The organism is Tateyamaria pelophila, from assembly GCF_019966495.1.
Taxonomy (GTDB): Bacteria; Pseudomonadota; Alphaproteobacteria; order Rhodobacterales; family Rhodobacteraceae; genus Tateyamaria; species Tateyamaria pelophila.
Genome location: NZ_JAIMIA010000002.1, coordinates 107,252 through 129,999 on the forward strand (window position 1 = coordinate 107,252; position 22,748 = coordinate 129,999).

General features: G+C 58.9%; 23 protein-coding genes. 10 read left to right on the top strand and 13 right to left on the bottom strand.

Annotated elements, in window-relative coordinates; genetic code table 11:
* Positions 1-512 precede the first annotated feature (512 nt).
* Together LC354_RS01495 and LC354_RS01500 are read right to left on the bottom strand one after the other, a co-directional pair.
* A complete protein-coding gene (locus LC354_RS01495; protein ID WP_223421083.1) occupies positions 513-1,535 on the bottom strand; it encodes an aspartate-semialdehyde dehydrogenase in 1,023 nt (340 codons plus the stop codon).
* 65 nt (positions 1,536-1,600) lie between these two features.
* Positions 1,601-2,773 carry an MFS transporter gene (locus tag LC354_RS01500; protein ID WP_223421058.1) on the bottom strand — a complete coding sequence of 391 codons (1,173 nt, stop codon included), beginning with the start codon at positions 2,771-2,773 and terminating at the stop codon, positions 1,601-1,603.
* Between the two features lie 106 nt (positions 2,774-2,879).
* Between LC354_RS01500 and LC354_RS01505 the strand changes: the two genes are divergently transcribed.
* On the top strand, positions 2,880-4,007 hold the full coding sequence (locus tag LC354_RS01505) for a DUF3095 domain-containing protein (protein WP_223421059.1): 1,128 nt from the start codon (positions 2,880-2,882) through the stop codon (positions 4,005-4,007).
* An 8-nt stretch (positions 4,008-4,015) separates the two neighbouring features.
* Here the strand turns inward: LC354_RS01505 and LC354_RS01510 are convergent, their stop codons facing one another.
* The 3 genes from LC354_RS01510 to LC354_RS01520 all read right to left on the bottom strand — a co-directional run bounded on the left by LC354_RS01510 (position 4,016) and on the right by LC354_RS01520 (position 5,919).
* Positions 4,016-4,792, bottom strand: a complete 777-nt coding sequence (locus LC354_RS01510) for an HpcH/HpaI aldolase family protein (protein ID WP_223421060.1) — start codon at positions 4,790-4,792, stop codon at positions 4,016-4,018.
* Between the two features lie 169 nt (positions 4,793-4,961).
* A complete protein-coding gene (locus LC354_RS01515) occupies positions 4,962-5,666 on the bottom strand; it encodes a hypothetical protein (protein WP_223421061.1) in 705 nt (234 codons plus the stop codon).
* Positions 5,638-5,919, bottom strand: coding sequence for a hypothetical protein (locus LC354_RS01520; protein WP_223421084.1), 282 nt, complete (start codon positions 5,917-5,919; stop codon positions 5,638-5,640). Before LC354_RS01520 ends, LC354_RS01515 begins: the two co-directional genes overlap by 29 nt.
* Positions 5,920-6,093: 174 nt before the next feature.
* Here LC354_RS01520 and LC354_RS01525 point away from each other — a divergent pair, with 174 nt between their 5' ends.
* The 4 genes from LC354_RS01525 (at position 6,094) to LC354_RS01540 (ending at position 10,050) form a co-directional block, all read left to right on the top strand.
* Positions 6,094-6,591, top strand: a complete 498-nt coding sequence (locus tag LC354_RS01525) for a hypothetical protein (protein WP_223421062.1) — start codon at positions 6,094-6,096, stop codon at positions 6,589-6,591.
* Positions 6,592-6,756: 165 nt separating this feature from the next.
* Positions 6,757-7,347, top strand: a complete 591-nt coding sequence (locus tag LC354_RS01530; RefSeq protein ID WP_223421063.1) for a ribonuclease HII — start codon at positions 6,757-6,759, stop codon at positions 7,345-7,347.
* 112 nt (positions 7,348-7,459) lie between these two features.
* Positions 7,460-8,560 (top strand): site-specific DNA-methyltransferase, encoded by a 1,101-nt coding sequence (locus tag LC354_RS01535; RefSeq protein ID WP_223421064.1) that lies wholly within the window; start codon positions 7,460-7,462, stop codon positions 8,558-8,560.
* A gap of 137 nt (positions 8,561-8,697) precedes the next feature.
* Entirely contained in the window at positions 8,698-10,050 is a 1,353-nt protein-coding gene (locus tag LC354_RS01540) for an adenylate/guanylate cyclase domain-containing protein (RefSeq protein ID WP_223421065.1), read from the top strand.
* An 80-nt stretch (positions 10,051-10,130) separates the two neighbouring features.
* On the opposite strand, the gene LC354_RS01545 is transcribed toward LC354_RS01540, so the two are convergent.
* Together LC354_RS01545 and mutY are read right to left on the bottom strand one after the other, a co-directional pair.
* Entirely contained in the window at positions 10,131-11,267 is a 1,137-nt protein-coding gene (locus LC354_RS01545) for an alkane 1-monooxygenase (RefSeq protein WP_223421066.1), read from the bottom strand.
* Positions 11,268-11,349: 82 nt separating this feature from the next.
* A complete protein-coding gene (gene mutY / locus LC354_RS01550) occupies positions 11,350-12,396 on the bottom strand; it encodes an A/G-specific adenine glycosylase (RefSeq protein WP_223421067.1) in 1,047 nt (348 codons plus the stop codon).
* An 84-nt stretch (positions 12,397-12,480) separates the two neighbouring features.
* Between mutY and LC354_RS01555 the strand changes: the two genes are divergently transcribed.
* Genes LC354_RS01555 through LC354_RS01565 form a run of 3 tightly spaced genes read left to right on the top strand, consistent with a single transcriptional unit; the run spans position 12,481 to position 14,809 of the window.
* On the top strand, positions 12,481-13,002 hold the full coding sequence (locus LC354_RS01555; protein WP_223421068.1) for a DUF721 domain-containing protein: 522 nt from the start codon (positions 12,481-12,483) through the stop codon (positions 13,000-13,002).
* Positions 12,999-13,682: a DsbA family protein gene (locus tag LC354_RS01560; RefSeq protein WP_223421069.1), complete on the top strand. Its 684-nt coding sequence runs from the start codon at positions 12,999-13,001 to the stop codon at positions 13,680-13,682. The genes LC354_RS01555 and LC354_RS01560 overlap by 4 nt, the downstream gene beginning before the upstream one ends.
* The gene (locus LC354_RS01565) at positions 13,682-14,809 is read left to right on the top strand and encodes a CaiB/BaiF CoA transferase family protein (protein ID WP_223421070.1); all 1,128 of its coding nucleotides are present in this window, start codon (positions 13,682-13,684) and stop codon (positions 14,807-14,809) included. Before LC354_RS01560 ends, LC354_RS01565 begins: the two co-directional genes overlap by 1 nt.
* A 91-nt stretch (positions 14,810-14,900) precedes the next feature.
* Here LC354_RS01565 and lpxK read toward each other — a convergent pair whose 3' ends face one another.
* The 6 genes from lpxK to LC354_RS01595 all read right to left on the bottom strand — a co-directional run bounded on the left by lpxK (position 14,901) and on the right by LC354_RS01595 (position 21,171).
* Positions 14,901-15,893, bottom strand: coding sequence for a tetraacyldisaccharide 4'-kinase (gene lpxK, locus LC354_RS01570; protein ID WP_223421085.1), 993 nt, complete (start codon positions 15,891-15,893; stop codon positions 14,901-14,903).
* Positions 15,893-17,116, bottom strand: a complete 1,224-nt coding sequence (locus tag LC354_RS01575; RefSeq protein ID WP_317849260.1) for a 3-deoxy-D-manno-octulosonic acid transferase — start codon at positions 17,114-17,116, stop codon at positions 15,893-15,895. The genes lpxK and LC354_RS01575 overlap by 1 nt, the downstream gene beginning before the upstream one ends.
* An 8-nt stretch (positions 17,117-17,124) precedes the next feature.
* Positions 17,125-17,367, bottom strand: a complete 243-nt coding sequence (locus LC354_RS01580) for a DUF4170 domain-containing protein (protein ID WP_223421071.1) — start codon at positions 17,365-17,367, stop codon at positions 17,125-17,127.
* A gap of 56 nt (positions 17,368-17,423) precedes the next feature.
* The gene (locus LC354_RS01585) at positions 17,424-18,203 is read right to left on the bottom strand and encodes a 3'(2'),5'-bisphosphate nucleotidase CysQ (protein WP_223421072.1); all 780 of its coding nucleotides are present in this window, start codon (positions 18,201-18,203) and stop codon (positions 17,424-17,426) included.
* Positions 18,190-19,539 (bottom strand): TldD/PmbA family protein, encoded by a 1,350-nt coding sequence (locus tag LC354_RS01590; RefSeq protein WP_223421073.1) that lies wholly within the window; start codon positions 19,537-19,539, stop codon positions 18,190-18,192. Before LC354_RS01590 ends, LC354_RS01585 begins: the two co-directional genes overlap by 14 nt.
* A 99-nt stretch (positions 19,540-19,638) precedes the next feature.
* Positions 19,639-21,171, bottom strand: a complete 1,533-nt coding sequence (locus tag LC354_RS01595; RefSeq protein WP_223421074.1) for a DUF2125 domain-containing protein — start codon at positions 21,169-21,171, stop codon at positions 19,639-19,641.
* Positions 21,172-21,307: 136 nt separating this feature from the next.
* Between LC354_RS01595 and LC354_RS01600 the strand changes: the two genes are divergently transcribed.
* Together LC354_RS01600 and LC354_RS01605 are read left to right on the top strand one after the other, a co-directional pair.
* Positions 21,308-22,060, top strand: a complete 753-nt coding sequence (locus LC354_RS01600) for an SDR family oxidoreductase (RefSeq protein ID WP_223421075.1) — start codon at positions 21,308-21,310, stop codon at positions 22,058-22,060.
* Positions 22,057-22,674, top strand: coding sequence for an enoyl-CoA hydratase/isomerase family protein (locus LC354_RS01605; protein ID WP_223421076.1), 618 nt, complete (start codon positions 22,057-22,059; stop codon positions 22,672-22,674). The genes LC354_RS01600 and LC354_RS01605 overlap by 4 nt, the downstream gene beginning before the upstream one ends.
* The last annotated feature ends 74 nt before the right edge of the window (positions 22,675-22,748 follow it).

Consider the following 22,748-nt stretch of genomic DNA (forward strand, 5'->3'; position numbering starts at 1 on the left):
ACAGTTCAGCGCAATGCCACGACAGATCATGAACGACCGACAAGTTCTCGAATTTGGCCGGTTCTCAAGCGTATAGCCTGTTCCTGCCTTCATCTGTAGAGCTGATCCTGGCGTCCTGCCATGAATCGCGGGGTCTTTGGCCCCAGCGTTTTCGTGCGCTTATGCAGCACTTTCCGGGCAAGATCGTCAGCAAAGATTGCTGCAAGTTCCTGCCGTGTGACACGATCATGCCTTGCGGCGTTGTCAGTCGTGTCATTACCTTCTTCCACACGCAATAACGCGCGCGCCCAATGTAACATCCCACTCACCTCATCGGCTTGTCCGGCCCCCCGGCCGGTATCTGTTCTGCCTGGTAAGGCAGATGTCCGTCGACCCCCCGGTCTAAGACCAGAGTGGTATGACAGGGATTGATTACCAATGTGTTTCCACGACGCAGATTTCGTGATCGCAAGGTGCCGAGCATGAAAAAAGGGGCCAAGCGGCCCCTTTGAATTCTGATCCGTTCGGCTGGGTCAGCCCTTTTGCAGCATCCGGTTGCCCAGAAGCTCTGCGATTTGCACGGCATTCAGGGCCGCACCCTTGCGCAGGTTGTCACTGACGCACCAGAAATTCAGGCCATTGTCGATGGTGCTGTCCTGACGGATGCGGCTGACGAAGGTCGCGTAATCGCCCACACATTCAACCGGTGAAACATAGCCGCCATCTTCACGCTTATCGATGACCATCACGCCGGGGGCTTCGCGCAGGATATCGCGCGCCTCGTCCTCATCGAGAAAATCTTCGAACTCGACGTTGATCGCTTCGGAGTGACCCACGAATACCGGCACCCGCACGCAGGTCGCGGTGACCTTGATCGACGGGTCGATGATCTTTTTCGTTTCGACCATCATCTTCCATTCTTCCTTGGTCGTGCCGTCTTCCATGAAGACGTCGATCTGTGGAATCACGTTGAATGCGATCTGTTTCTGAAATTTTTTCGGCGGTACTTCGGATGTGGGGTTGTAGATGGATTTCGTCTGATCCCACAACTCATCTGCGCCTTCCTTGCCCGCACCCGACACCGACTGGTAGGTCGACACGACAACGCGCTTGATGGTGGCGCGATCGTGCAAAGGCTTGAGCGCCACGACCATCTGCGCGGTCGAGCAGTTGGGGTTGGCGATGATGTTTTTCTTGGCATAGCCTTCGATCGCGTCGGGGTTGACCTCTGGCACGATCAGCGGGACGTCAGCATCATATCGGTAGAGCGACGAATTATCGATCACAACGCAGCCAGATTTGGCGGCGATGGGGGCATATTTCTTGGTCGCGTCCGAGCCAACGGCAAACAGCGCGATATCCCAACCCGTGAAATCGAACGTATCAAGGTCCTTCGTCTTGAGCGTCTTGTCGCCAAATGACACCTCTGTGCCCAGCGAACGGCGGCTGGCCAGAACGGTCAGTTCATCCACTGGAAACTGGCGCTCGGCCAGGATGTTCAACATTTCGCGACCCACGTTGCCGGTGGCGCCTGCGACGACGACACGATAACCCATCATCTTCTCCTTTTTGGGTAGGTGGTGCGCCTTTATACCCAATGTGCGACGGGGGAAAGAGGCGGCTAATCCTTCGTGTCCTGACTGAAGACATAGACAGAGAGCCCCAGCAAAATTGACACAGCCAGAAAGCCGAAAATCGCAGTATAAGGCGCGCTCGTGCCATCTTCGACAAAGGCGGTGTGCAATCTGCCCGATGCAAATTGCATCAACGCAACGCCGCCGATTCCAAAAAGGTTCATCAGCGTCACACCCCGGCCGGTGAGATGAGGCGGGAAAAAGCCGCGCGCATGGGCGACCACGACCGGGAAGGATGCGCCGAAAAGGCCCAGCGCACATATCAGCGCGATGGCCATCGTGAGATTGATGGCCGGAAACGCAAACAGCGCAAAACTGGCCAGCATCGCAAGGACGTTGCCACCGAAGACAACCCATTTCCGACTGCCGAAAATGCGATCGAGCGGGCCGTACAGCACGACCCCGAGGATCATGGCACAGCTCATGGCAAGCGCGGCCTGACCAATCTCGGCCTGGTCGAGGCCGTAGACATCGCGCAGAAACGGGCTGATCCAAAGCCCGCGTATCGCCGCTGCAGGGGCGTAGCTGACAAACATGATCGGAATGATCAGCCACAGGGCAGGCATGCGCAGCAAGTCCAAAACCGATCCGCCCGCGTTGCCCTCGATTTTGGCCGGGTCGCGGATCGCCAGAAACAAGCCCGATGCGATGGCGACACAGAGGGTCGCCAGCACCCAGAGGGCCGCGCGCCAGCCAATCAGGTCAACCGCCCAATTCAGCGGAACAGAAGCAGATACGTTGCCCAAAGTTCCGACGCCGATCATCACAGCGGCCAAGGTCGCAAACTGTATGGGCGGGTATTCGCGCGCAAATATATAGAATGAAGCCATCAGAACCGGCGAACACCCGATGCCGATCAGCACCATGGCCGCGTTGATGTGAAACGCAGAGGTGGCGACGGCAAACAACGCCGAGCCGCCGCCCGCGCCGATCAGGAACAGGCTGGCCGCCGTGCGCCGTGGTCCGATTGTATCCAGCGCCCAGCCCACCGGGATTTGCATCGCGGCAAATGTCAGAAACCACAGGCCCGATGCGGTCGCCAGGATGTCGGGCCCGAGGCCGAGATCTGTTTCCAGCGGAACGACAAGGACAGCGAGGAAAGCGCGGAAGAACTGGCTGAGCACATAGCTCAGCGTGAGCAGGACGATGCCGGGGTTCATAATGGCTCCGATATTTTCTGATGAGGTGGCATGCGTACCCAACGCACGCAAGTGTGATTGTGCCACGCGGGTCCTGTGCTAGGCTTGGGCATTCGGGAGTCGCGCCATGTTTTATGACAGCTTGCAGCGCTTTGATGCGTTTTCGGCCCTTTCGGACCCGGCACTTTATACGCCTTTGCCAGAGGACTGGATCGTCGGCACATCCGACATCGTGGGCTCGACCAAGGCGATTTCTGCGGGCCAGTACAAAACCGTCAACATGATCGGAGCGGCGGTAATCTCCGCCCAGATCAACGCGGCAGGGGGGCGGGCGTTTCCATACGTCTTTGGCGGCGATGGTGCTGCCTTTGCGCATCCCGGAAAATTCGCGGAGGAAACGGCGGCGGCGCTGGCCGCGGTTCAGGTCTGGGCGCGTGAGGCGTTCGACATGGAATTGCGTATCGGGATGTTCAGTATGGCGGATATCCGCGCGGCTGGCAAAGATGTGACCGTTGCCCGGTACAAAGTGTCGGACGGCGTGGATTACGCAATGTTTGCGGGTGGCGGACTGAGTTGGGCCGAAGCGCAGATGAAGGCGGGTGTCGGAACGGTTCCGCCCGCTGAACCGGGTACGCAGCCCGACCTGACTGGCCTGAGCTGTCGGTGGAGCCACATGAAATCTACGAATGGCACCATCCTTTCTGTCCTGATCCAACCGACCGAAGGCGTAAGCAGTGCAGCCTTTGCAAAAGTGGCCGAGGATGTCTTGACCATTGCCCGTAAGCTGGCGCGGGGCGGGCATCCTGCACCGCCCGGAGGGCTGGGCACGGATTGGCCACCCGCCGGAGCGACCCTTGAGGCGCATGCCAGCCGCGGGTCCATGAGCCTTGAAAAACGGCGGCGGCAAATCCTGTTTGAGACGCTGATCGCCTGGATCTTGCTCAAGACCAAGATCAAGATCGGCGGATTTGATCCGGCGCACTACCAGCGCATGGTTGCGGGCAATGCCGATTTCCGGAAGTTTGATGATGGGCTTAAAATGACGATCGATTGCGATCCGGAGACCGTATCTGCGTTGGAAGCGGTTTTGGCCGAGGCATGCCGCAACGGGATCGTCCGGTACGGGCTTCACCGCCAAAACGAGGCGATGATGACCTGCATTGTACCGTCCATGATGGACGACACCCATGTCCATTTCATCGATGGAGCGGCCGGCGGCTATACGCAAGCCGCCCTTGGGATCAAAAACCCGTAAGGCGGGTTTTAACCCGCCCCGCCTTTCCACTGCTTGGCCAGTGCGCGCAAAGCGCCTGCCAGAAGATGCAGGTCAACGCCAGTGGCGACAAAGCGTGCGCCGGCGTCGATCATATCCTGCGTCATGTCTGACGTCGTTGACAAAACGCCCGGAGCTTTGCCTGCAGCCTCGATCCGTTGAAATGCGCCTTTGATGGTCGCTTGGACCTCGGAGTGTTTGAGTTGCCCCATATAGCCCATATCGGCAGAAAGATCCGCAGGTCCGATAAAGACCCCATCGATGCCGTCGACCGCAAGAATGTCATCGAGTGCCGCGATTCCGGCGCGATTTTCAACCTGTATCAGCAAACATATCTGATCGTCGGCCGTGGTGCCATAATCGGTGATTTCGCCAAAGTGGCTGCAGCGTGCACCGGAATAGCCGACCCCACGTCCACCTGTCGGCGGGTAGCGCACGTCATGTACCAGCTGCCGGGCCTGTTCCGCGGTTTCGACCATGGGGACCAGAACTGTCTGTGCGCCTGCGTCCAGCACCTGCTTTAGGATCCAGGTTTCGGAAATGGGCACGCGCACGGCCGCATGACTGCCTGAGGCTGCAAGCGCCATAAGCTGCATACGGATGCGCGAAATGTCGTAGGGCGCGTGTTCGCCATCGATCAGCAACCAGTCGAAGCCTGCTGTTCCAGCGATTTCGGTGGCGAGTGGATCGCCCAAGGAGAGCCAGCAGCCAATGACGGTTTCGCCGCTTTTCAACGCAGCCTTGAACGGATTGTGGGGGGCAGGCATGTGACGTCTCCTTTGGTTTTGGAAATCCTAGCCTTGGGGGCCGTTCAATGACCAGCCCTTGTCGGCATCGTTGTGATGAGGCGCTCACGCGCCACGCGATGATTGCACCCGCCTCCGGCCGGTGCGTTTTTGCCTCCGGCGGGAGTTTATCTGGCAAGATGAAGGTGGATCAGAGGACTTTGATGACGTCTTTTTCAACGGATAACATATAGCCACGTCTGGCGATGTTCTTGACCAGCAGCTCGCTGACGATCTGGTTGCCCAGCGTGTCGCGCAGCCGTTTGATCCGCGTGGCACCTGCGGCCTCGTCGCAGTCGGCGGACGCTCGGCCAGAGATCACCCCTTCGATTTCCGACCCGGAGAGGATATCGTCGTCCATCCGTGCTTCGGCCAGGACCGACATCGTTTCCATTGCGGCGTCGGTAAGTTTAAAGCCGAGGCAATTGAGATAGACGGTGTTTTCCTCGCGGCTGATCAGCAGGGAATTGACCTGAATACCGACACGTTCGATTTGTGCAAAACGCCGGTTCAGGCCCACGATCAGGAAAAGAAAGACCAAGGCCGCGCTCATCATCGCCGTAGCGAAGACCAAGAGCACGAAAATCACCATGCGGTAACTGGCCAGCGTGTCGGAAAAGGCGTTTCCGGACTGCGCGAGGATCTCGAGCAGTTTGATTTCAGCCTGGCTGTTGAGGTTGGCGTTTTCGATGAACATCCGTTCAACGCGGGCATCAAAAGCGCCGGAATCGGGCAGAGTCAGAAACAGCAGGAGCGCCGCTCCCAGCAACAGGATCAGAATGCCAGCGACACCCAGCACAACCAGTCGCCCGCCGGTGCGCCGCATCTCAGAAGCGGAGGTAGTATTGTCCTGCACTGTCTTTCCTTTGATCGAGCCCTTCGGGGCCAAAAACCGACATCACTTGCAGTAGCGTCCAGCCGCTTGCCATTAGCCGCCCTGCCAGTTCGTCTTTTGCTGCACCCATTGAGCATTGGCCAGAGAGTTGCACCACACCGTAGTGCAGGCGCAGGGGGCTGTCTTGCTTGGCCTTGTAATCGGCAAAGCACTGCGCGGCTGCCCCACTGGTCAAAGCGCATGTGAGCGCGAAGGAGAGAGCAATGTGTTTCATGACCGTGAGAGTGGAGTGAAGTGCGCGGATATTCAATAACAACCGGGCGCTCGGGGTCGTGTCATCAGATAACAAGGGGTCGTTATTGCCTGTCTGGTGACCGCAGCGGCACATTCGTTTCAGTACCAAGAGCCTTGGTCCGATTTCCGAATGATCCCACAAAGGACGATCCAAATGACATATCTTTCATACCGCCATTTCATCGCTATCGTTGTGACCAGCGCGATTGCCATCGCCGGTTTCAGTGCGGCCCCGGCCCGCGCTGGGCAAGACGACGTGAACAAGGCCTTGGCCGCTCTGGCAGGCTTGGCCGTTTTGGGCGTCGTCATTCACAACGTGCGCGAGGACGACAAGAAGAGCAAACCGAGGGTCATCGATCGCCGTTATGGTCCAGATGATCGTTTTCGCGAAGAGGTGCGCCGTGGTGAGAAGCCGCGGCCCTTGCCGCGGCGTGTGAACCGCAAGCTTTTGCCGCAGCAGTGTTTGCGCAGTGTCGAGACCCGGGAGGGGCGCATGCACGTATTTGGGCAACGTTGCCTTGAGAGGAATTATCGTTTTGCCGACAGTCTGCCGCGCAAATGTGAGCAGAAGTTTCGGACAGATCGGGGCAAGCGTATGGGTTACGGCGCCCGGTGTCTGAGTCGGAGAGGGTATGCGCTGGCCCGTCGATAGGAAGGGGATGTGACGATCCTCCAGGTGTCGAACTGGCCGGGCGGTGCGTCGGCGCCGCCTTGCTTCATTGCGCTGCCATGCGGCAGCACGTGACGTTTGCACTTTCCGCCGGAAAGTGCGTTTTGCCTTCGGCGAGGATTTTTTGGAACAGAGAAAGGAACCAGCGTGCCGGACTTTTCCCTTGAGGCGGCCATTGGCGGATATGTGGCCGGGGTAGATGAGGTGGGTCGTGGTCCTTTGGCGGGTCCGGTCACGGCGGCCGCAGTCGTGTTGGACGTGGCGCGTATCCCGGTCGGATTGGACGATTCAAAAAAGCTGACGGCGCGGGCCCGTGAAGCCTTGTGGTCCAAGATCCTGAACTGCGCGGATGTGTCTGTCGCCCATGCCTCTGTGGCGGAGATCGATCGACTGAACATTTTGCGTGCGTCCCATTTGGCGATGGAGCGGGCGGTGGCCGGTCTGCGTTTTGTGCCTGATCATCTGTTAATCGACGGCAACATGATACCGCGCGGAATAGCCCTTCCGGCGTCGGCTGTGGTCAAGGGGGATGGGCGGTCGCAGTCGATTGCAGCGGCTTCAATTGTGGCCAAAATATGTCGTGATCGGATCATGGTGGATTTGGCGCAACAGCATCCCGGTTATGGCTGGCACACGAACATGGGATATGGATCGAAAAGCCACATAGCTGCGCTTCAAAATCTAGGGGTGACACCACACCATAGGCGTTCGTTCAAGCCCGTCCACAATATGTTGTGACAAGTCTGTTTCTTAAGTCGCTGATTCAAAAAAGAATTTGACCGCGAATCAGGTAGGCTTCATCTTGGACCCAACCAACGAGTGCACAAGCACCGGGGACAGAGGCAGATAGATGACGAAACATGTAAAGGGCGCCGAGGCGCTTCCCTTGAACCAAATTCTTGCGGGTGACTGCATTGATGTGATGAACAGTTTGCCCGCTGGTACTGTTGATCTGATCTTTGCTGATCCGCCTTATAACCTACAGTTGAAGGGGGAATTGCATCGTCCGGACAATTCGCGTGTGGATGCCGTTGATGATCATTGGGACCAGTTCAGTTCGTTTCGCGCCTATGACGAATTCACAACGGCCTGGCTGAAGGCCGCGCGCAGGCTCTTGAAGCCGAACGGCGCGATCTGGGTGATTGGCAGTTATCACAATATTTTCCGAGTGGGGGCTTCGCTGCAAAACGAAGGCTTCTGGATTTTGAACGATGTGGTGTGGCGCAAGTCCAATCCCATGCCCAATTTCCGAGGAAAACGCTTTACCAATGCCCATGAAACCATGATCTGGGCGGGTAAGGACGAGGCCAGTAAATACACCTTCAACTACGAAGCCTTGAAGGCCCTGAACGAGGGCATCCAAATGCGGTCGGACTGGGTCTTGCCGCTGTGTACCGGGCATGAACGCCTGAAAGATGACAACGGCGACAAGGCCCATCCCACACAGAAACCGGAAAGCTTGCTGCATCGCGTATTGGTCGGGTCGACCAATCCAGGTGACGTGATCCTTGATCCGTTCTTTGGCACAGGTACAACCGGAGCGGTGGCCAAGATGCTGGGCCGTGAATTCATCGGCATCGAACGCGAGGCGGCCTATCGCGCTGTCGCGGAAAAACGCATCGCATCTGTGCGTAAATTCGACCGAGAGGCGCTCGCCGTGTCTGCTTCCAAACGGTCTGAACCCCGCGTTCCCTTTGGCCAACTGGTGGAGCGCGGTATGCTGCGCCCCGGCGAGGAACTGTACTCCATGAACAAGCGTCACAAGGCCAAGGTGCGTGCGGATGGCACCCTGATTGGCGACGATATCAAGGGATCAATCCATCAGGTCGGAGCCCATCTGGAAGGGGCGCCAAGTTGCAATGGCTGGACCTACTGGTGCTTCAAGCGCGAGGGCAAAGTTGTGCCCATCGATGTGCTGCGCCAGCAAATCCGGGCAGAAATGCACGACTGACATTTTTCGAACACCGCCGGTGCCTGCGGCCTACCCATGGCCACTCTGCAAGGCACTACACCTATGCCCCGCCTCTTTTGGCGGGGCTTTTTTGCGTTGATGGCGTACATTCATTGCAAACCGCGCGGAGATCGCCAATGACGGATGTCACACAAAACAGGTCCACGTCAGGGCGTTCCTCCGACGCAGATGAGGTGCCGTCGCACCGCCATGCGCGGGAAGCCCTGGCGCGCAACAAGCAGGAAGGTATGGATCTGGCCGTCAAGGCGCGGACGACGGCGCTTCTGATTACGGCGGGTTTGCTGGTCTTTCTCAATCCAAGCTGGGAGGTCATCTGGTATCAAGGCTTGTTGTTGCTTTTGGTGTTGGTTGGTCTCTTGCAAAGGCGCGTCGGGCGCGTCGGCCAATCGCGCGTCGAGCTTTTGTTGCTCTTTCTGGATCTGCTGTTGATGACGGTTGCCTTGCTGGTACCGAACCCGTTGTCGAAAGAGGACCTGCCCACCGCTCTGATTTATCAGTTTGACGTTTTCCAGTATTTTTACATTATTCTGGCAACCGGCGTGTTGTCCTATTCGTGGCGCACGATTGTCGCGATTGGAAACTGGACGCTTTGTCTGTGGCTTTTGGGAACGCTTTCCATCTGGTTTTTCGGCCGGACGGTGCCGGGCCTGAGCGAAGCGGCTCTGGAGCTTTTTCCCGGCAACATGGATCTGGGCGCGCAACTGGATCCGAATCTTGTCCATTGGGATTTGCGGATTCAGGAAGTTATGGTGTTCATCATTGTGGCGGGCATTCTGGCCGTCACGGTAAGGCGTTATCAGAATTTGGTTCTCGACAGCGCTGAAATGTCCCGCGAACGCACCAATCTGGCGCGCTATTTTTCTCCGACCATGGTCGAAGAGCTGTCACAAAAGGATGAACCGCTTGGCCAGATCCGCAGCCATGATGCGGCGGTGCTTTTTGTCGATATCGTCGGGTTCACGGCCTATTCCGATGGCCGCCCGCCGCAGGAGGTGATCGAGACCTTGCGTACCTTTCACGCGCGGATGGAAAGCGAGGTGTTTGCCCATGGCGGCACGCTCGACAAATACCTGGGGGACGGGTTGATGGCCACGTTCGGAACGCCGTTGCCGCTGAAGGATGATGCGGCACGAGCGGTGGCCTGCGTGCGGGCGATGGCTGACCGAATGGCTGCGCTGAATGCGGCCCGCAAGGCGGATGGGCTGCCCGAAATCGATGCGCGCTTTGGCTTGCATTTCGGTCCGGTGGTTCTTGGGGATATCGGGGCCAACCGGCTGGAATTCGCCGTTCTGGGCGACACCGTCAATGTCGCCAGCAGGCTGGAGGCGATGACGCGATCCCTGAATGTGCAGGCCATCGCTAGCGATGCCGCAATCCAGGCGGCCGGTAGCCATGAAGGCTTTGAGGCGGTCCCGGACCAAGCGGTGCGCGGCGTGGCCAAGCCGCTCGCCGTTTGGGTGTTGCCTTAGGTACGCAGTAGCCTTTCTTAGAACTTAAATATTAAAATCAAGTATTTGCAAAGGTAGGTCAATAACGCCTGCGTCTACGATCAGCGGGGCAAGGGATTGCTGGCCTTGTTGTAAGGCCGCCAATCGGTGATTTCAGGATAATACATATCTCGCCATTGCTTGACCCTCGGGTTCATCACCCGCCGCCAGACACGTGGGATCATGGCGGCAATCGTCATCACCGGATAGCCATAAGGCAACTGTGGGGCATCGGCTTCGGTATAGTTTTGCAACATTGGAAAGCGGCGATCTGGTTTGTAGTGATGATCGGAATGGCGCTGGAGATTTATCAAAAGCCAGTTGGAAGCCCTCTGGGCGGCATTCCAGGAATGGCGCGGCTGGACGTGTTCGTATTTTCCACCGCCCAGATGCTTGCGGGTCAAACCGTAATGTTCAATGTAATTGACCAGTTCCAATTGCCAGATCGCGGTTCCGGCTTGCATCGCAAAGAGGCCGACGCCGACCCACCCGCCCAAGGCGAAAGCCAAAAGCAAAAAGGCCGACTGCAGCATCGCATATTTCCAGAACGGGTTCGAGCGATCTGTTGCGGGCAGGTTTTTGCGCGCCAGCATCGCTTTTTCTGCGGCCCATGCAGAGGCAAGGCTTTGTCGGAGCACGCGGGGATAGAACCGATAGAAACTCTCCCCCATGCGCGCCGTCACCGGATCGCGCGGCGTTGCGACATAGCGGTGATGCACCAGCAGGTGCTCCGAGCGGAAATGGGAATAGAGCACCATCGCGAGCAACGCATCCGCCAGCCACCGCTCCACCTTGTTCTTCTGGTGCATCAACTCGTGACTGTAGTTGATCCCCACGGTGCCATTGATAACACCGACGCCAAAGAAAATGGCGAGCTTTTCGAACGTGTTCAAATGCGTGGCGGGGGCCACGTACCAGATCAGGCTGAACAGCGTTACAAATTGCACCGGCGGCCAAACGGTTGTGAGGGCGCGGTACCAGCGCAAGTCATCCTCGGTTGTTTCCAGATCGGCATTGTCGGTGTTCACGCCAACCGCCAGATCGAGGATTGAAAACATGTACCACGTGACAAGAGGCAGCAGTATGACCGTCCAGCCGCCATGTATCGCCGTGACCCACGCCAGCGGGATCAGCAAGAACGAGATCCAGAAGGGCAGGGCGCTTTGGAATTTTGCGACGGTTTCGGGCGGCAGGGTCATCAACGCGATCCTTTGGGGCTTCACCGTTAAATCATAGGGGGTTAACGGGTCGTGTGCAAAGCGGGACCCGGCAGCGCAGCGCTTAACTCTGCGTCAGGTCAAAAGCTTTGCGCATCACGGTCGGCAGATCGGAGGGTCGAAAATCCGTGCGTGGCAGGAACGCACCGACATCGGTCTGCACCTCTGCGCCGACATCGGCCACCATCACGTCAAGCATCAGGTGAAAATGGGTGAAAGTGTGGCGCACTTCGCCCGGAATTTTTTGCCAGTCTGCCGCAATTGGCGGATTTTGCGGCCGCTGATCCGACACGGTGATCCAATCCGATCCGGGCCAGCCCAACATACCACCCAAAAGGCCCTTTTCCGGGCGTGTTTCCAACAACACCGCCCCGTCCGCCCGCCGCGCGATGTAGACTGTGCCGTGGCGCACCGGTTTTGCCGCTTTCGGTGTTTTCCTTGGTAATTCAGCTGCGGTACCTGCGATGCGTGCGACACAGGGGTCACGCCATGGGCAGATGCCGCAAGCCGGAGACTTGGGAGTGCAGATCGTGGCGCCAAGATCCATGACCGCCTGCGCATAGTCCCCCGGGCGGTCTGCCGGTGTCAGAGCCTCCGCATAGGCGGTCAGGATCGGTTTGGCCGACGGCAGGGGGGTGTGTTCGTCATGCATGCGGGCCATGACCCGCTCGACATTGCCGTCCACGACCGTGTGGCGCAGGTCAAAGGCGATGGAAGCAATCGCCGCCGCCGTGTAGGGGCCGATTCCGGGCAGTTTCAACAAGGCCGCGTGATCGGGGGGAAACACACCGCCATGATCTGCGACCACAGCACGGGCACATTTGAGCAAGTTGCGCGCGCGGGCGTAATACCCAAGTCCCGCCCAAGCCCCCATGACGTCGGCATCTTCCGTCGCAGCAAGGTCGCTGACGGTTGGCCATCGCGCGATAAACTTTTGAAAATAGGACGTTACGGCGGCAACAGTGGTCTGTTGCAGCATAATCTCACTCATCCAGATGGCATAGGGGTCGGGGCGTTTGCCAGACGCCTTATCGGTCGGGGAAACACGCCATGGCATGATGCGGGCGTGGACATCATACCAGTCCAACAGGTCGGCGCTGAGGTCACGCAAGATTTATGTTCCTTTCGGGCATCTGATCTGGGTTCCGGCCACAGCATCCGCTATGGTTGGCGCAAGATGAAGGAGAACATAGTCATGGCCACGCGCCGCGCCAGTACAAAAGGGTTCAAACGGACAGCTTCGTTGCTGACCGGGCGGATTCGTCAGGCGAGCGAGAGCCGGGGCTTTGCACAAAGCCGGTTGCTGACGGATTGGGCCGAAGTGGTCGGACCGGATGTGGCCGCGATCGCGCGGCCCGTCGAAGTCAGCTATGGCCGGGGCGGCATGGGGGCGACCCTGACGCTGCTCACCACCGGCGCACAGGCCCCGATGCTCGAAATGCAAAAAGAGCAACTGCGCGCCAAGGTAAACGGCGTCTACGGCTACAATGCCATTGCGCGCATCCGGATCACGCAAACAGCCGCAACCGGATTTGCCGAAGGGCGGATCGCGTTCGAAGGCAAGCCCAAGGAGACCGGGCCAAAGACACCGGACGCAGCGACGCATCAGGCGGCATCCGCTGTGGTGGCCCCCGTGGAAGACGACAGTTTGCGCGCGGCCCTCGAACGGTTGGGCGCACATATTCTGACAAAAGAAAAACAAGGAACACGTACATGAATCGCATTCTTGCCGTAGCGGCAGTGGCCATCGGCGTGGCCGGATACTTTTGGTATTCGTCAACCGCCTCGAACTCAACGAACAACGCTCAGTCGACTTATTTGCTGGGCGCCGCCCATGCGCAGGAAGCAGACGCTGAAATCGACACATCGACCGTGGTGGATATGGCCATCGGCAACCCCGATGCACCGGTCACTGTCATTGAATATGCAAGCTTTACCTGCCCGCATTGTGGCACGTTCCACACGGGTCCGTTCAAACAACTGAAGGCGGATTATATCGATACCGGCAAGATCAACTTTGTCTACCGTGAGGTTTATTTCGACCGCTTTGGCCTTTGGGCGTCTGCGGTTGCGCGCTGTGCCGGGCCGGACAAGTTCTTTGGGATCACCGATCTGCTGTATTCCAGCCAGTCCGAATGGACGCGCGCCGGTGGCGGTGACCCCGGTGCAATCGTCGAAGAGCTGCGCAAGATTGGCCGCCTGGCCGGTCTTGACAACGATGCGATCGAAGCCTGTTTGCAAGATGGCGACAAGCTGCGGACGTTGGTGGCGTGGTATCAGGAAAACGCGGAGCGGGATGGGATTCAGTCCACGCCGAGCTTTGTCATCGATGGCCGTATGTACAACAACATGAGCTATGACGAGATGAAGCGCCTGATCGACGAAGCGTCCAGCTGATGCCAGATGCGCCCAAGGGCCCGCTGGCCGGGTTGCGCGTGGTCGAACTGGCACGGGTTCTGGCGGGCCCCTGGGCAGGCCAGACATTGGCGGACCTGGGCGCGGAAGTGATCAAGGTCGAAGCCCCGCGCGGCGACGATACCCGCCAGTGGGGCCCGCCTTTTGTGACGCGGGATGACGACGTGTCAGCCGCATACTTCCACTCGACGAACCGTGGAAAATCCTCTGTCGTGATTGATTTCAAGACAGAAGAGGGCCAAGCGGACCTGCGCGCGCTGATCGGCACTGCAGATATCCTGATCGAGAATTTCAAAGTGGGCGGCCTGGCTAAATACGGGTTGGACTATGACAGCCTGAAGGATGATTTTCCGCGTCTGATTTACTGTTCGATCACCGGATTTGGGCAAACAGGCCCATATGCCAGCCGGGCCGGTTATGATTTCATCATTCAAGGTATGTCTGGGTTGATGTCGATCACCGGTGAACCAGGCGGGCAGCCGCAAAAATCCGGTGTCGCGATTACGGACCTCTTTACCGGGGTCTATGCCACGACGGCAATTCTGGCTGCTGTCCATCAGAGGCTGCAAACCGGACGTGGGCAGCATATCGACATGGCCTTGCTTGATGTCGCTGTGGCGATGACGTCAAACCAGGGGATGAACTATCTGACCAGTGGTGTCGCCCCCGGAATGATGGGCAATGCGCATATGAACCTGACGCCCTATCAGGTTTTCGATTGTTCGGACGGTCATATCATTATCGCCACCGGCAACGACAGTCAGTATCAGCGGCTCTGTCATCTATTGGGGCTGGACGAGATGGCGCTGGCGCCTGAATTCCTGCGCAATTCGGATCGGATCGCCAATCGCGCGGAGATGACACGTCGGCTGACGGAAGCGACAGTGCAGCGTGGCCGGGCAGATTTGCTTGCGGCCTGTGAAGCCGCAGGTGTGCCAGCCGGTCCGATCAACGACATGGCAGATGTAATGGCCGATCCGCAGGTTCAGGCCCGCGGCATGCAGATCGAATTGGGCGGTGTGCCTGGCATCCGGACCCCCATCGTGTTTTCTGATGCAGAATTGTGCCTGGACCGCCCGTCGCCGAAACTGGGCGAAAGCGAAGTCTGAAGGGGGCGCTGCCGCGCCACACGATGTTTTGCATCCGCCTTCGGCAGATGCGATTTGTGCCTCCGGCGGGGATATTTTTGGCCAAGAGAGGTCAGGGTTTGGGAAGTCTTGCCAAAGCTTCGGTCAGTTCGGCGGGATCGTTTAACGCCAGTCGGACTGGCAGGGTAATGACCTTGTGCCGGAAAGTGGCCGGCAGTCGGGCTGCGTCCTTCTCGGTCGTGACCAATTGCGCGCCTTTGCTGCGGGCTTCGGTTTCCAACCGGCTCAGCAGAGCTGGCGAGAGTTTTTGGTGATCTGCGAGGTCTTCGCTGCGCAGGATGTTTGCGCCAAGATCACGCAGCGTTTCAAAGAATTTTTCAGGCCGCGCGATGCCGGCGAAAGCAATAAAGGGCGTGTCCGTCCAGTCCATGCCGGTCTGGAGGGGGGTCAGTGCGCCGCTGATATGCCGCAATCCGGACGGCAAAACATTTTTTCGAAATGCCGTCTGTGCTGCGTCGCTTCCAATGGAAAGCAGGATGTCGGCGCGTCGCAGGCCCTTTTCGACGCGTTCACGCAGAGGTCCCGCCGGCAGGCAGTATCCGTTGCCAAAGCCGGTTTCTGCATCAACAACCACCAGTGAAAGATCGTGGAACAGGCTTGGATCCTGGAAACCATCATCCAGCACAATTGCGGTAGCGCCTGCCGCAATGGCGGCTTGCGCGCCTGCGACCCGATCTTTGGCGACCCAGGTGCGGGCGAAGGCGCTGAGCAGCAACGGCTCGTCACCGGTTTGGGCGGCCGTGTGGCGACCTGGATCGACTTCGGTTGGGTTGATGATCGTGCCGCCATATCCACGGCTTACGATATGGGGATCATGGAAGACATCCCGCAATTTTTCGGTGACGGCGATGACCGTCGGTGTCTTGCCAGTGCCGCCGACGTTGATGTTGCCGACGCAGATTACGGGGACGGCCATGCGGTTGCGCGGCCCCTTTTGCAATCTGCGTGCCGTCATATGGGCATAGGTTGCCCCCAGCGGCGAAAGCACCCGCGCGCGCCAGTCCCGGCGCCCATTTGGTGAAGTCCAGAACCTGGGCGCGTGCATCATGCCGCCGGACCATCCTGAAGCGCATCCAGATGTGTCTCGACGTGCTTGATGATGCTGTCGAGGCTGTCCGCGCTTTCGGTGACCACATCCCAACCCGCCATTGTCATCTGAGCCGCCTGATCGGGGGCCATTATTTGAATGACCGCGCGCCCCAATGTTGCCGCGTCGTTCACAATTCGGGCGGCACCCGCGTTCATCAGGCTGGTGTAAGCCTCGACGTTGCTTCCGGTATGTGGCCCATAGATGATCGCCGTTCCATGGGCTGCGGCGGTATAGGGATCACAGCTTTCCTGGCTCGAATTCAAGGACCCTCCGAGAAAGCTGACCGGAGCGATGCGCAACCACAGTCCCAACTCTTCCGTCGTGTCGGCAATCAGGACTTGGGTGTTGTCATTCGGCAATTCCCCATCGCTCCAAAGCATCGTGCGCAGACCTGCTTTGTCCGCAGATCTCGCGATGTCCGATATCGAGTCCATGTCGGCGGGATCCAGAATGAGGAGCAAGCGGTGAGACGCCATGAGGGCCTGGCGATGCGCGGCGAGGATCGTGCCGGCCTCGCCCAGAGCGATCTGCATGGCGAGCCAAACCGGCCTGCCGCCAAGAGCCTGCGTGATTTCGTTCACGTCGCTATCGGCGGCGGGCAACATGCGACCGAAGGGCCGCAGAGGCGGCGCCTGTTTCATCTTTTCAAAGGCGCAGCCCAATTGCGCCAACCGCAAGTGCGCCGCGCGCGAGCGGACGATGACCGTGTCGAATTTCGCAATGAGGTGCCTTGGTACCTCGGGCAGCCAGCGGTCGCGGCGGCTATCGAAACCGTCCTGGTCCGCATCGATCAGCATCATCTTTGCCCCGCTGTCGGCTGCGGATTGGATCAGGTTTGGGCGCAATCCACCCCACGCCCAGATCACGACATCGGGCTTCCAGTGTTCGATGAAGGCATCGGTAACATCCGGGTGTTCGTCTGGAACCGCCTCTGGAATGATCATTGCTGCCTTGCGATTTTGAAATGACGCGTGCGTGGCCGTCATGAGGACATGGCAGCGGTGTCGCATGCTGATCAGCCTGAAGGCAAGATCGCTCAGGGCACGGTTTTTGCCCGGTTCTGCGGCATGGATCCAGATCAGTTCACCGTCGGGGCGCGGCCTGGAGGGTTTGAATTCCGGGGACGCACGCCGCCGGGTCACAGTGCGATATGCTTTGAGCCCGAGTGATCCGCGCACAGGTGACCTCAGCCCAATTCTTCGGTCGCTGCGGCCATGTTTTCCTCATCCCGCAAACGGTGCAGGTGGGCGATATAATAGCGCATATGGGCATTGTCGACGGTGCGTTGAGCTTCGGATTTCCAGGCGTTATATGCGCTGTCATAATCGGGGAAAATGCCCACGATATGCAGGTCATCGACGTCTTTGAAGACGTTTTTTGAGGGATCAACCAATTCGCCGCCAAAGACGAGATGCAAGCGCTGTGCCATGGGATTTTCCTTTGGGTCTGGGTGTCAGGTTCAGTTTGCGCAAATGAATGCAGGGGTCAAGCCGGGGCGAGGCGCGTAACCAGGTCACGGTGAAGCGGGCTTGCCGCCGCGACCACGCCGTTAAGTTTGGGGTTCGGGTTGTTGAATCGCAAAGGCGCGCCGGTGCGATCCGTAATGCTGCCACCCGCCTCGGCCACGATGAGCGCGCCAGCAGCGATGTCCCATTCCCAACTGGCGCGTAGGGTGATCATTCCGTCAAAGCGCCCTTCTCCCACCAGAGACAGGCGATAGGCGAGCGATGGGCGGTAGTGTCGATCCAGCGTCGGGAGGCCGCCGGGCCAATTGCGCGCATCCAGATTGGGGCGCGCGGCCAGCACCTTGGCCGGACTGTTCGGGTCGCCAATTGCGACACGCACCGGTTTGCCGTTCAGAGTACTGCCTTTGCCCAGACCGGCTGCGTACATCTTGTCACGCAAAGGCAAGAAAATGGCCGCGGCGGTAATTTGCCCCTGTCGGGCCACCGCAATGGAAATGGCCCATGTGCGGCTGCCTTCGACAAAACTGCGGGTGCCGTCGATCGGGTCGATGATGAACACGGTGTCTTGTGCCAGCCGGTCCGTCGTGTCCTCGGTCTCCTCCGAGAGCCAGCCATAGTCCGGGCGGGCTGTGCGCAGGTTGGACATGAGGATATCGTTGACCGCGATGTCGGCTTCGGTCACCGGGCCCGCATCGTCGGGTTTGTCCCAACGGGCCGCCGATGGCCCGACAAAGCTGGCGGCCACGCGCCCGGCCATGCGAGCGGCATCGACGAGCAAGGGCAGATCAGTTGCCGGCAAGGATCATTCCCGGCACCAGCAGCGATGGCACAACCCGCGACAGATGCATGCGGGCATCGTTTGCAGGCACGATCCCACGCAGCATTTCAGGCAGGGACCCGGCGATGGTGCATTCATTGACCGGATGGGTGATCTCTCCGTTTTCGATCCACAGACCTGCGGCGCCGCGTGAATAGTCACCGGTGTTGGGGTTGATCGTCGAGCCGATCATAGAGGTCACCAGCAGCCCGGTGCCCATGTCGCGGATCAGATCGGCCCGGCTCGCCGTTCCCTGGTCGAGGGCCACGTTCCAATTGCTGGGGCTGGGCGGTGCCGAGGTGCCGCGTGCCGCGTTTGCGGTCGAGGCCATGCCAAGTTTACGCCCGCTGGAAAGATCAAGCGTCCAGCCTGTCAGCACGCCGTTTTCGACGATGGCACGGCGGCGGGTTGGCAAGCCCTCGGCGTCGAACGGGCGCGTGCCATTGGTCCGGGGGCGACGGGGGTCCTCGATCAGATTGAGGGTCTCTGGCAGAACCTGTTCGCCCAGCCTGTCGCGGAGCCAGGACGACCCGCGTGCGATCGCACTGCCGTTGGCCGCGGCCAAAAGGTGGCCGATCAGGCTTGCCGCGATCCGCTCGTCAAACAAGACCGGATAGGTTCCGGTGGGGGGTTTGCGTGCCCCAACACGTGCGATGGCGCGCTCACCGGCCTCGCGCCCGATATCTTCGGGCGTGCGCAGATCGCTTTGAAAAATCCGGCTATCACCGCTGTAATCCCGCTCCATCCCGGAGTCCGATCCCGAGATGGCAACACAACTGATCGCGCGATCCGTGCGCCGATATCCACCCGAAAACCCATTGCTGGCCGCAAGCCAGATTTGGCGGGCACCATAAGCGCCTGTGGATTGCTGAACTTGCGAGACACCATCAATGCCGAGGGCAGCGGCCTCTGCGGCCAGTGCATCATCCTGAAGGGCTTCTGCGGTTGGCTCGAGTGTATCGTCACTCAATTCAAGAGCATCGATATCCCATTCCGTGATGAGATCGGCAGGATCCGCCAGACCGGCATAAGGATCATCGGGGGCTTCGTTTGCCATGGCCACTGCCCGTGTCGCCATTTCCGCGATCGTACGCTCGGAGGTGTCGGAGGACGACACGTTGGCCTGCTTTTGACCCACGAAAACGCGCAGGCCCACATCAATCCCTTCGGAGCGTTCCGCGTGTTCCAGAGCGCCCGCACGCACGTCGACCGACACGGACGTGCCCTGCACAGCCATTGCGTCGGCGGCGTCCGCGCCTGCGGCCCGCGCTGCTTCAATCAGCCGTTGGCTTAGAGAGGATAGATCCGAAGGTGTCATACGCTGCTCCGCTTGGTTGTGCCTGAGGTAGCGACGCGGGCAGGGCAGTGCAAGGGCAGGCGCTGACGCACCTGCCTCATTTGTGGATGTCGCCCGGTGTCAGCGCAGCCGCTGACCGTTGGCGACAACGTGGCCTTCGGGTGTGACTTCGATCCGCGAGTTCAACGTATCAGCGCCTTCGCCCGGAACGGCAAAGAGGCCCATCATCATCCGGGCGCCCATGGCTTGCTCCTGTGGGAGCAAGCCCATGCCGACGAGCGTATCGATCAGCGTATTGCCCCCGGTCAGGGTCAGATCAACAGCGCCTTCAGGCCGGGGGAAACCGTCAAAGGTCTCCAGGTCCGAATTGTCGAAACGGAAATTACCTTGGCCGGTCAAACTTGCACCGGCGGCATCCAATTCCAGAGCATTCAGGTCGAGTGTCTGCACTTCGCCGGGCGCACGTTCTGTCTCGGCAAGAATATTGGCTTGAGCCGGGTCAAGGAAATCAAACATTACCTTGGCCGTGCCACTCAGGTCCACCAGCAGATTGGCGGGGGTGCGGGGCAACTGGCCCGTGGGATCGAAAATACCCCAGATCGCATCAGAAACCGTCACACCCGTCAGTGTGACACCCATCGAGAAATCCTGATCATCGTCTGATTTCTGAAGCGGAAACAGGAAGTTGGTTGCCATCTCATTTGCGGAAACGGAAATGGGCAACGGCAATTCGGTAAGCAGCATGTTCACCGCGACGCCTCGCTGAGACACGCCATAGGCGACACCGCTGGGGGCGAAACGAATATCAAAACCAGCGCCCTCAGACGTCGTATTGATCGTTCCGCTGCCATCTGGACCATCAAACGTCAGGTCATAGCCGCCGCCTTGCGTCGTGACATTTCCTGCAAACTCCATTCCGGCATTCAACATCGCGTTGGCGTCATCTGTGTCGATGTCCAGCGGCAGGCTGCCGCCGCCAGTAAATGCGATGTCGCGAACGGTACCATTCATCTTGAAGGATTCCGCGCCCGTCGGTTCGGCGAAATTCAAGGTGTAACTTGCGGCGGCAATCGACGCTGTCTGATCTATCTGGCGCAGATCGCCAACAATGGTTTTTGTCACATATGACATATTGTCCAATGACATGGATGCCTGCGCGGCCTCCTCGCCAATGGGGGTGCCATCGACGAGCAGGTCGTTTAACGAGACATCGGTATTGGCTGCCGAAAAGCTATAGGTCACCGCACTTGGTTCGCCCGAGGCAATCAAAAGCTGGTCAGTGAACAAAGTCGTGATTGTGCCGGCGACGCTCTCGTCCAACTCTGATGTAAAGCTGAAGTCGACCGCGACCGTGTCCGGAATTTCGATCGTCACGGTGCCGTCGCCGTTTTCGACAAAGCGCAAAGTCCCCAAATTCATGGAAACCGCGCCGTCGTCGGTGTCATCGCTCATGTCCAGCGTGATCGACAAGTCAGAAACGGTGACACTGGTGTCGGTTGAGGATTGAGTCGAATCGAGAGTGTATCCGGAACCGGTCATCAATTCTTCCCAGTCTGTCCAGACCTCGGCGGCTGTCAGGTCAGCGAAGGCCGCACCTGCAGGCAGGCACAGGGCCAGGGCGCAACTCTGCATCAGTTGGGAAAAACGGGTCATAGGATAATCCTTCGAGTTTTTGTGTATCGTCCGGCAGACGATGTGTCGATCCACGCCACGCACTGGACCTATGTTCTCGATCCACGTACCACAAGATCCATAGGACAGCCAAGGTCAGGTATAAAGGGAACCGCTCATGCAGGATATGACTGGAAAAACCGTACTGATAACGGGGGCCAGCCGAGGGATCGGATCGGACACGGCGCGCGTCTTTGCGGCGGCAGGGGCCAATGTCGCGCTGATTGCGCGCGGCGGGGACGCAATTGCAGCACTCGCTGACGAAATCGGCTCCCAGGCGATCGCCATTCCATGTGATGTAGGTGATTATTCAGCGGTGGCCTCTGCGGTTTCTCAGACGGTGAAGACTTTTGGCGGGCTCGATGTGTTGATCGGAAACGCAGGGGTGATTGAGCCGATTTCGCACTTGGCGACAGCCGATCCCGAACAGTGGGCAAATGTCATTAATATCAATCTCAACGGTGTGTTTTTCGGAATGCGTGCTGCCTTGCCCGTCATGTTGAAAGCTGGCGGAGGCACGATCCTGACGATCAGTTCCGGCGCTGCGCATGGTCCGGTTGAGGCCTGGTCGCACTACTGTGCGTCCAAGGCGGGGGCTGCGATGCTGACTCGCTGCGTCGACAAGGAAAACGCCCACGCCGGCATACGTGCGATCGGTTTGAGCCCGGGAACAGTCGCGACGCAGATGCAGCGAGACATCAAGGCAAGCGGCATCAATCCCGTCAGTCAATTGGATTGGTCTGATCACATCCCGGCAGACTGGCCCGCCAAAGCCTTGCTTTGGATGTGTTCGTCGGATGCGGACGATTGGATCGGCCAGGAAATTTCATTGCGCGATGAGGACATTCGTGCCCGGATTGGCCTGATATGATCGAAGTTGATAGCAGCGGTCCTGTTTGGACGATTACGCTCAACCGCCCTGAAAAGGCAAATGCGCTCACCGCCGAAATGCTTTGTGACCTTGCGGATGCGGCTGAAGCTGCACAAGAGGCGCAGGCGGTCATCCTGACAGGGGTGGGCAAGGTCTTTAGCGCGGGCGCTGATCTGGAGGCGGCGCGCGCGGGTCTCGCAACTTCACCGGACTGGGAGCGTTTGTCCGCCGCCATCGCGGCTTTGCCCGGTTTGACGATTGCGGCACTCAACGGAACCTTGGCCGGTGGTGCGACCGGCATGGCATTGGCCTGCGACTTGCGCATAGCTGTGCCACAGGCATCATTCTTTTATCCGGTGATGAAGCTGGGGTATCTGCCGCAACCATCTGACCCGCTGCGTATGTGTAACCTGATCGGACCATCGCGCACCAAGCTGGTATTTTTGGCAGGCCAAAAACTGACCGCTGCGACAGCCTTGGATTATGGACTGATCGATGAGGTCGTTCTGAAAGGATCAGTCTATGATCGCGCGACGGCGTTGTGCGCTGACATCAGCGGGACCGATCCTGCGATTGCCCGTCAAATTAAATCGATGTGCCAACCGGAAAGCTAGGCAGCGGACTCATAAAACTCGATCCACAGCCTGACGGATGCCAGTTTGATCATCGACAGGAAATTGCGTGATGT

Bases quoted from the DNA above. Each gene is read 5' to 3' on its own strand.
- LC354_RS01605 (WP_223421076.1), top strand. From the start codon at position 22,057: ATGATCGAAGTTGATAGCAGCGGTCCTGTTTGGACGATTACGCTCAAC.
- LC354_RS01510 (WP_223421060.1), bottom strand. From the start codon at position 4,792: ATGCCTGCCCCCCACAATCCGTTCAAGGCTGCGTTGAAAAGCGGCGAA.
- LC354_RS01580 (WP_223421071.1), bottom strand. From the start codon at position 17,367: ATGGCACAGCGCTTGCATCTCGTCTTTGGCGGCGAATTGGTTGATCCC.
- LC354_RS01500 (WP_223421058.1), bottom strand. From the start codon at position 2,773: ATGAACCCCGGCATCGTCCTGCTCACGCTGAGCTATGTGCTCAGCCAG.
- LC354_RS01495 (WP_223421083.1), bottom strand. From the start codon at position 1,535: ATGGGTTATCGTGTCGTCGTCGCAGGCGCCACCGGCAACGTGGGTCGC.
- LC354_RS01565 (WP_223421070.1), top strand. From the start codon at position 13,682: ATGCCAGATGCGCCCAAGGGCCCGCTGGCCGGGTTGCGCGTGGTCGAA.
- LC354_RS01535 (WP_223421064.1), top strand. From the start codon at position 7,460: ATGACGAAACATGTAAAGGGCGCCGAGGCGCTTCCCTTGAACCAAATT.
- LC354_RS01555 (WP_223421068.1), top strand. From the start codon at position 12,481: ATGGCCACGCGCCGCGCCAGTACAAAAGGGTTCAAACGGACAGCTTCG.
- LC354_RS01505 (WP_223421059.1), top strand. From the start codon at position 2,880: ATGTTTTATGACAGCTTGCAGCGCTTTGATGCGTTTTCGGCCCTTTCG.
- LC354_RS01540 (WP_223421065.1), top strand. From the start codon at position 8,698: ATGACGGATGTCACACAAAACAGGTCCACGTCAGGGCGTTCCTCCGAC.
- LC354_RS01560 (WP_223421069.1), top strand. From the start codon at position 12,999: ATGAATCGCATTCTTGCCGTAGCGGCAGTGGCCATCGGCGTGGCCGGA.
- LC354_RS01545 (WP_223421066.1), bottom strand. From the start codon at position 11,267: ATGACCCTGCCGCCCGAAACCGTCGCAAAATTCCAAAGCGCCCTGCCC.
- LC354_RS01595 (WP_223421074.1), bottom strand. From the start codon at position 21,171: ATGACCCGTTTTTCCCAACTGATGCAGAGTTGCGCCCTGGCCCTGTGC.
- lpxK (WP_223421085.1), bottom strand. From the start codon at position 15,893: ATGCACGCGCCCAGGTTCTGGACTTCACCAAATGGGCGCCGGGACTGG.
- LC354_RS01525 (WP_223421062.1), top strand. From the start codon at position 6,094: ATGACATATCTTTCATACCGCCATTTCATCGCTATCGTTGTGACCAGC.
- LC354_RS01590 (WP_223421073.1), bottom strand. From the start codon at position 19,539: ATGACACCTTCGGATCTATCCTCTCTAAGCCAACGGCTGATTGAAGCA.
- LC354_RS01520 (WP_223421084.1), bottom strand. From the start codon at position 5,919: ATGAAACACATTGCTCTCTCCTTCGCGCTCACATGCGCTTTGACCAGT.
- LC354_RS01600 (WP_223421075.1), top strand. From the start codon at position 21,308: ATGCAGGATATGACTGGAAAAACCGTACTGATAACGGGGGCCAGCCGA.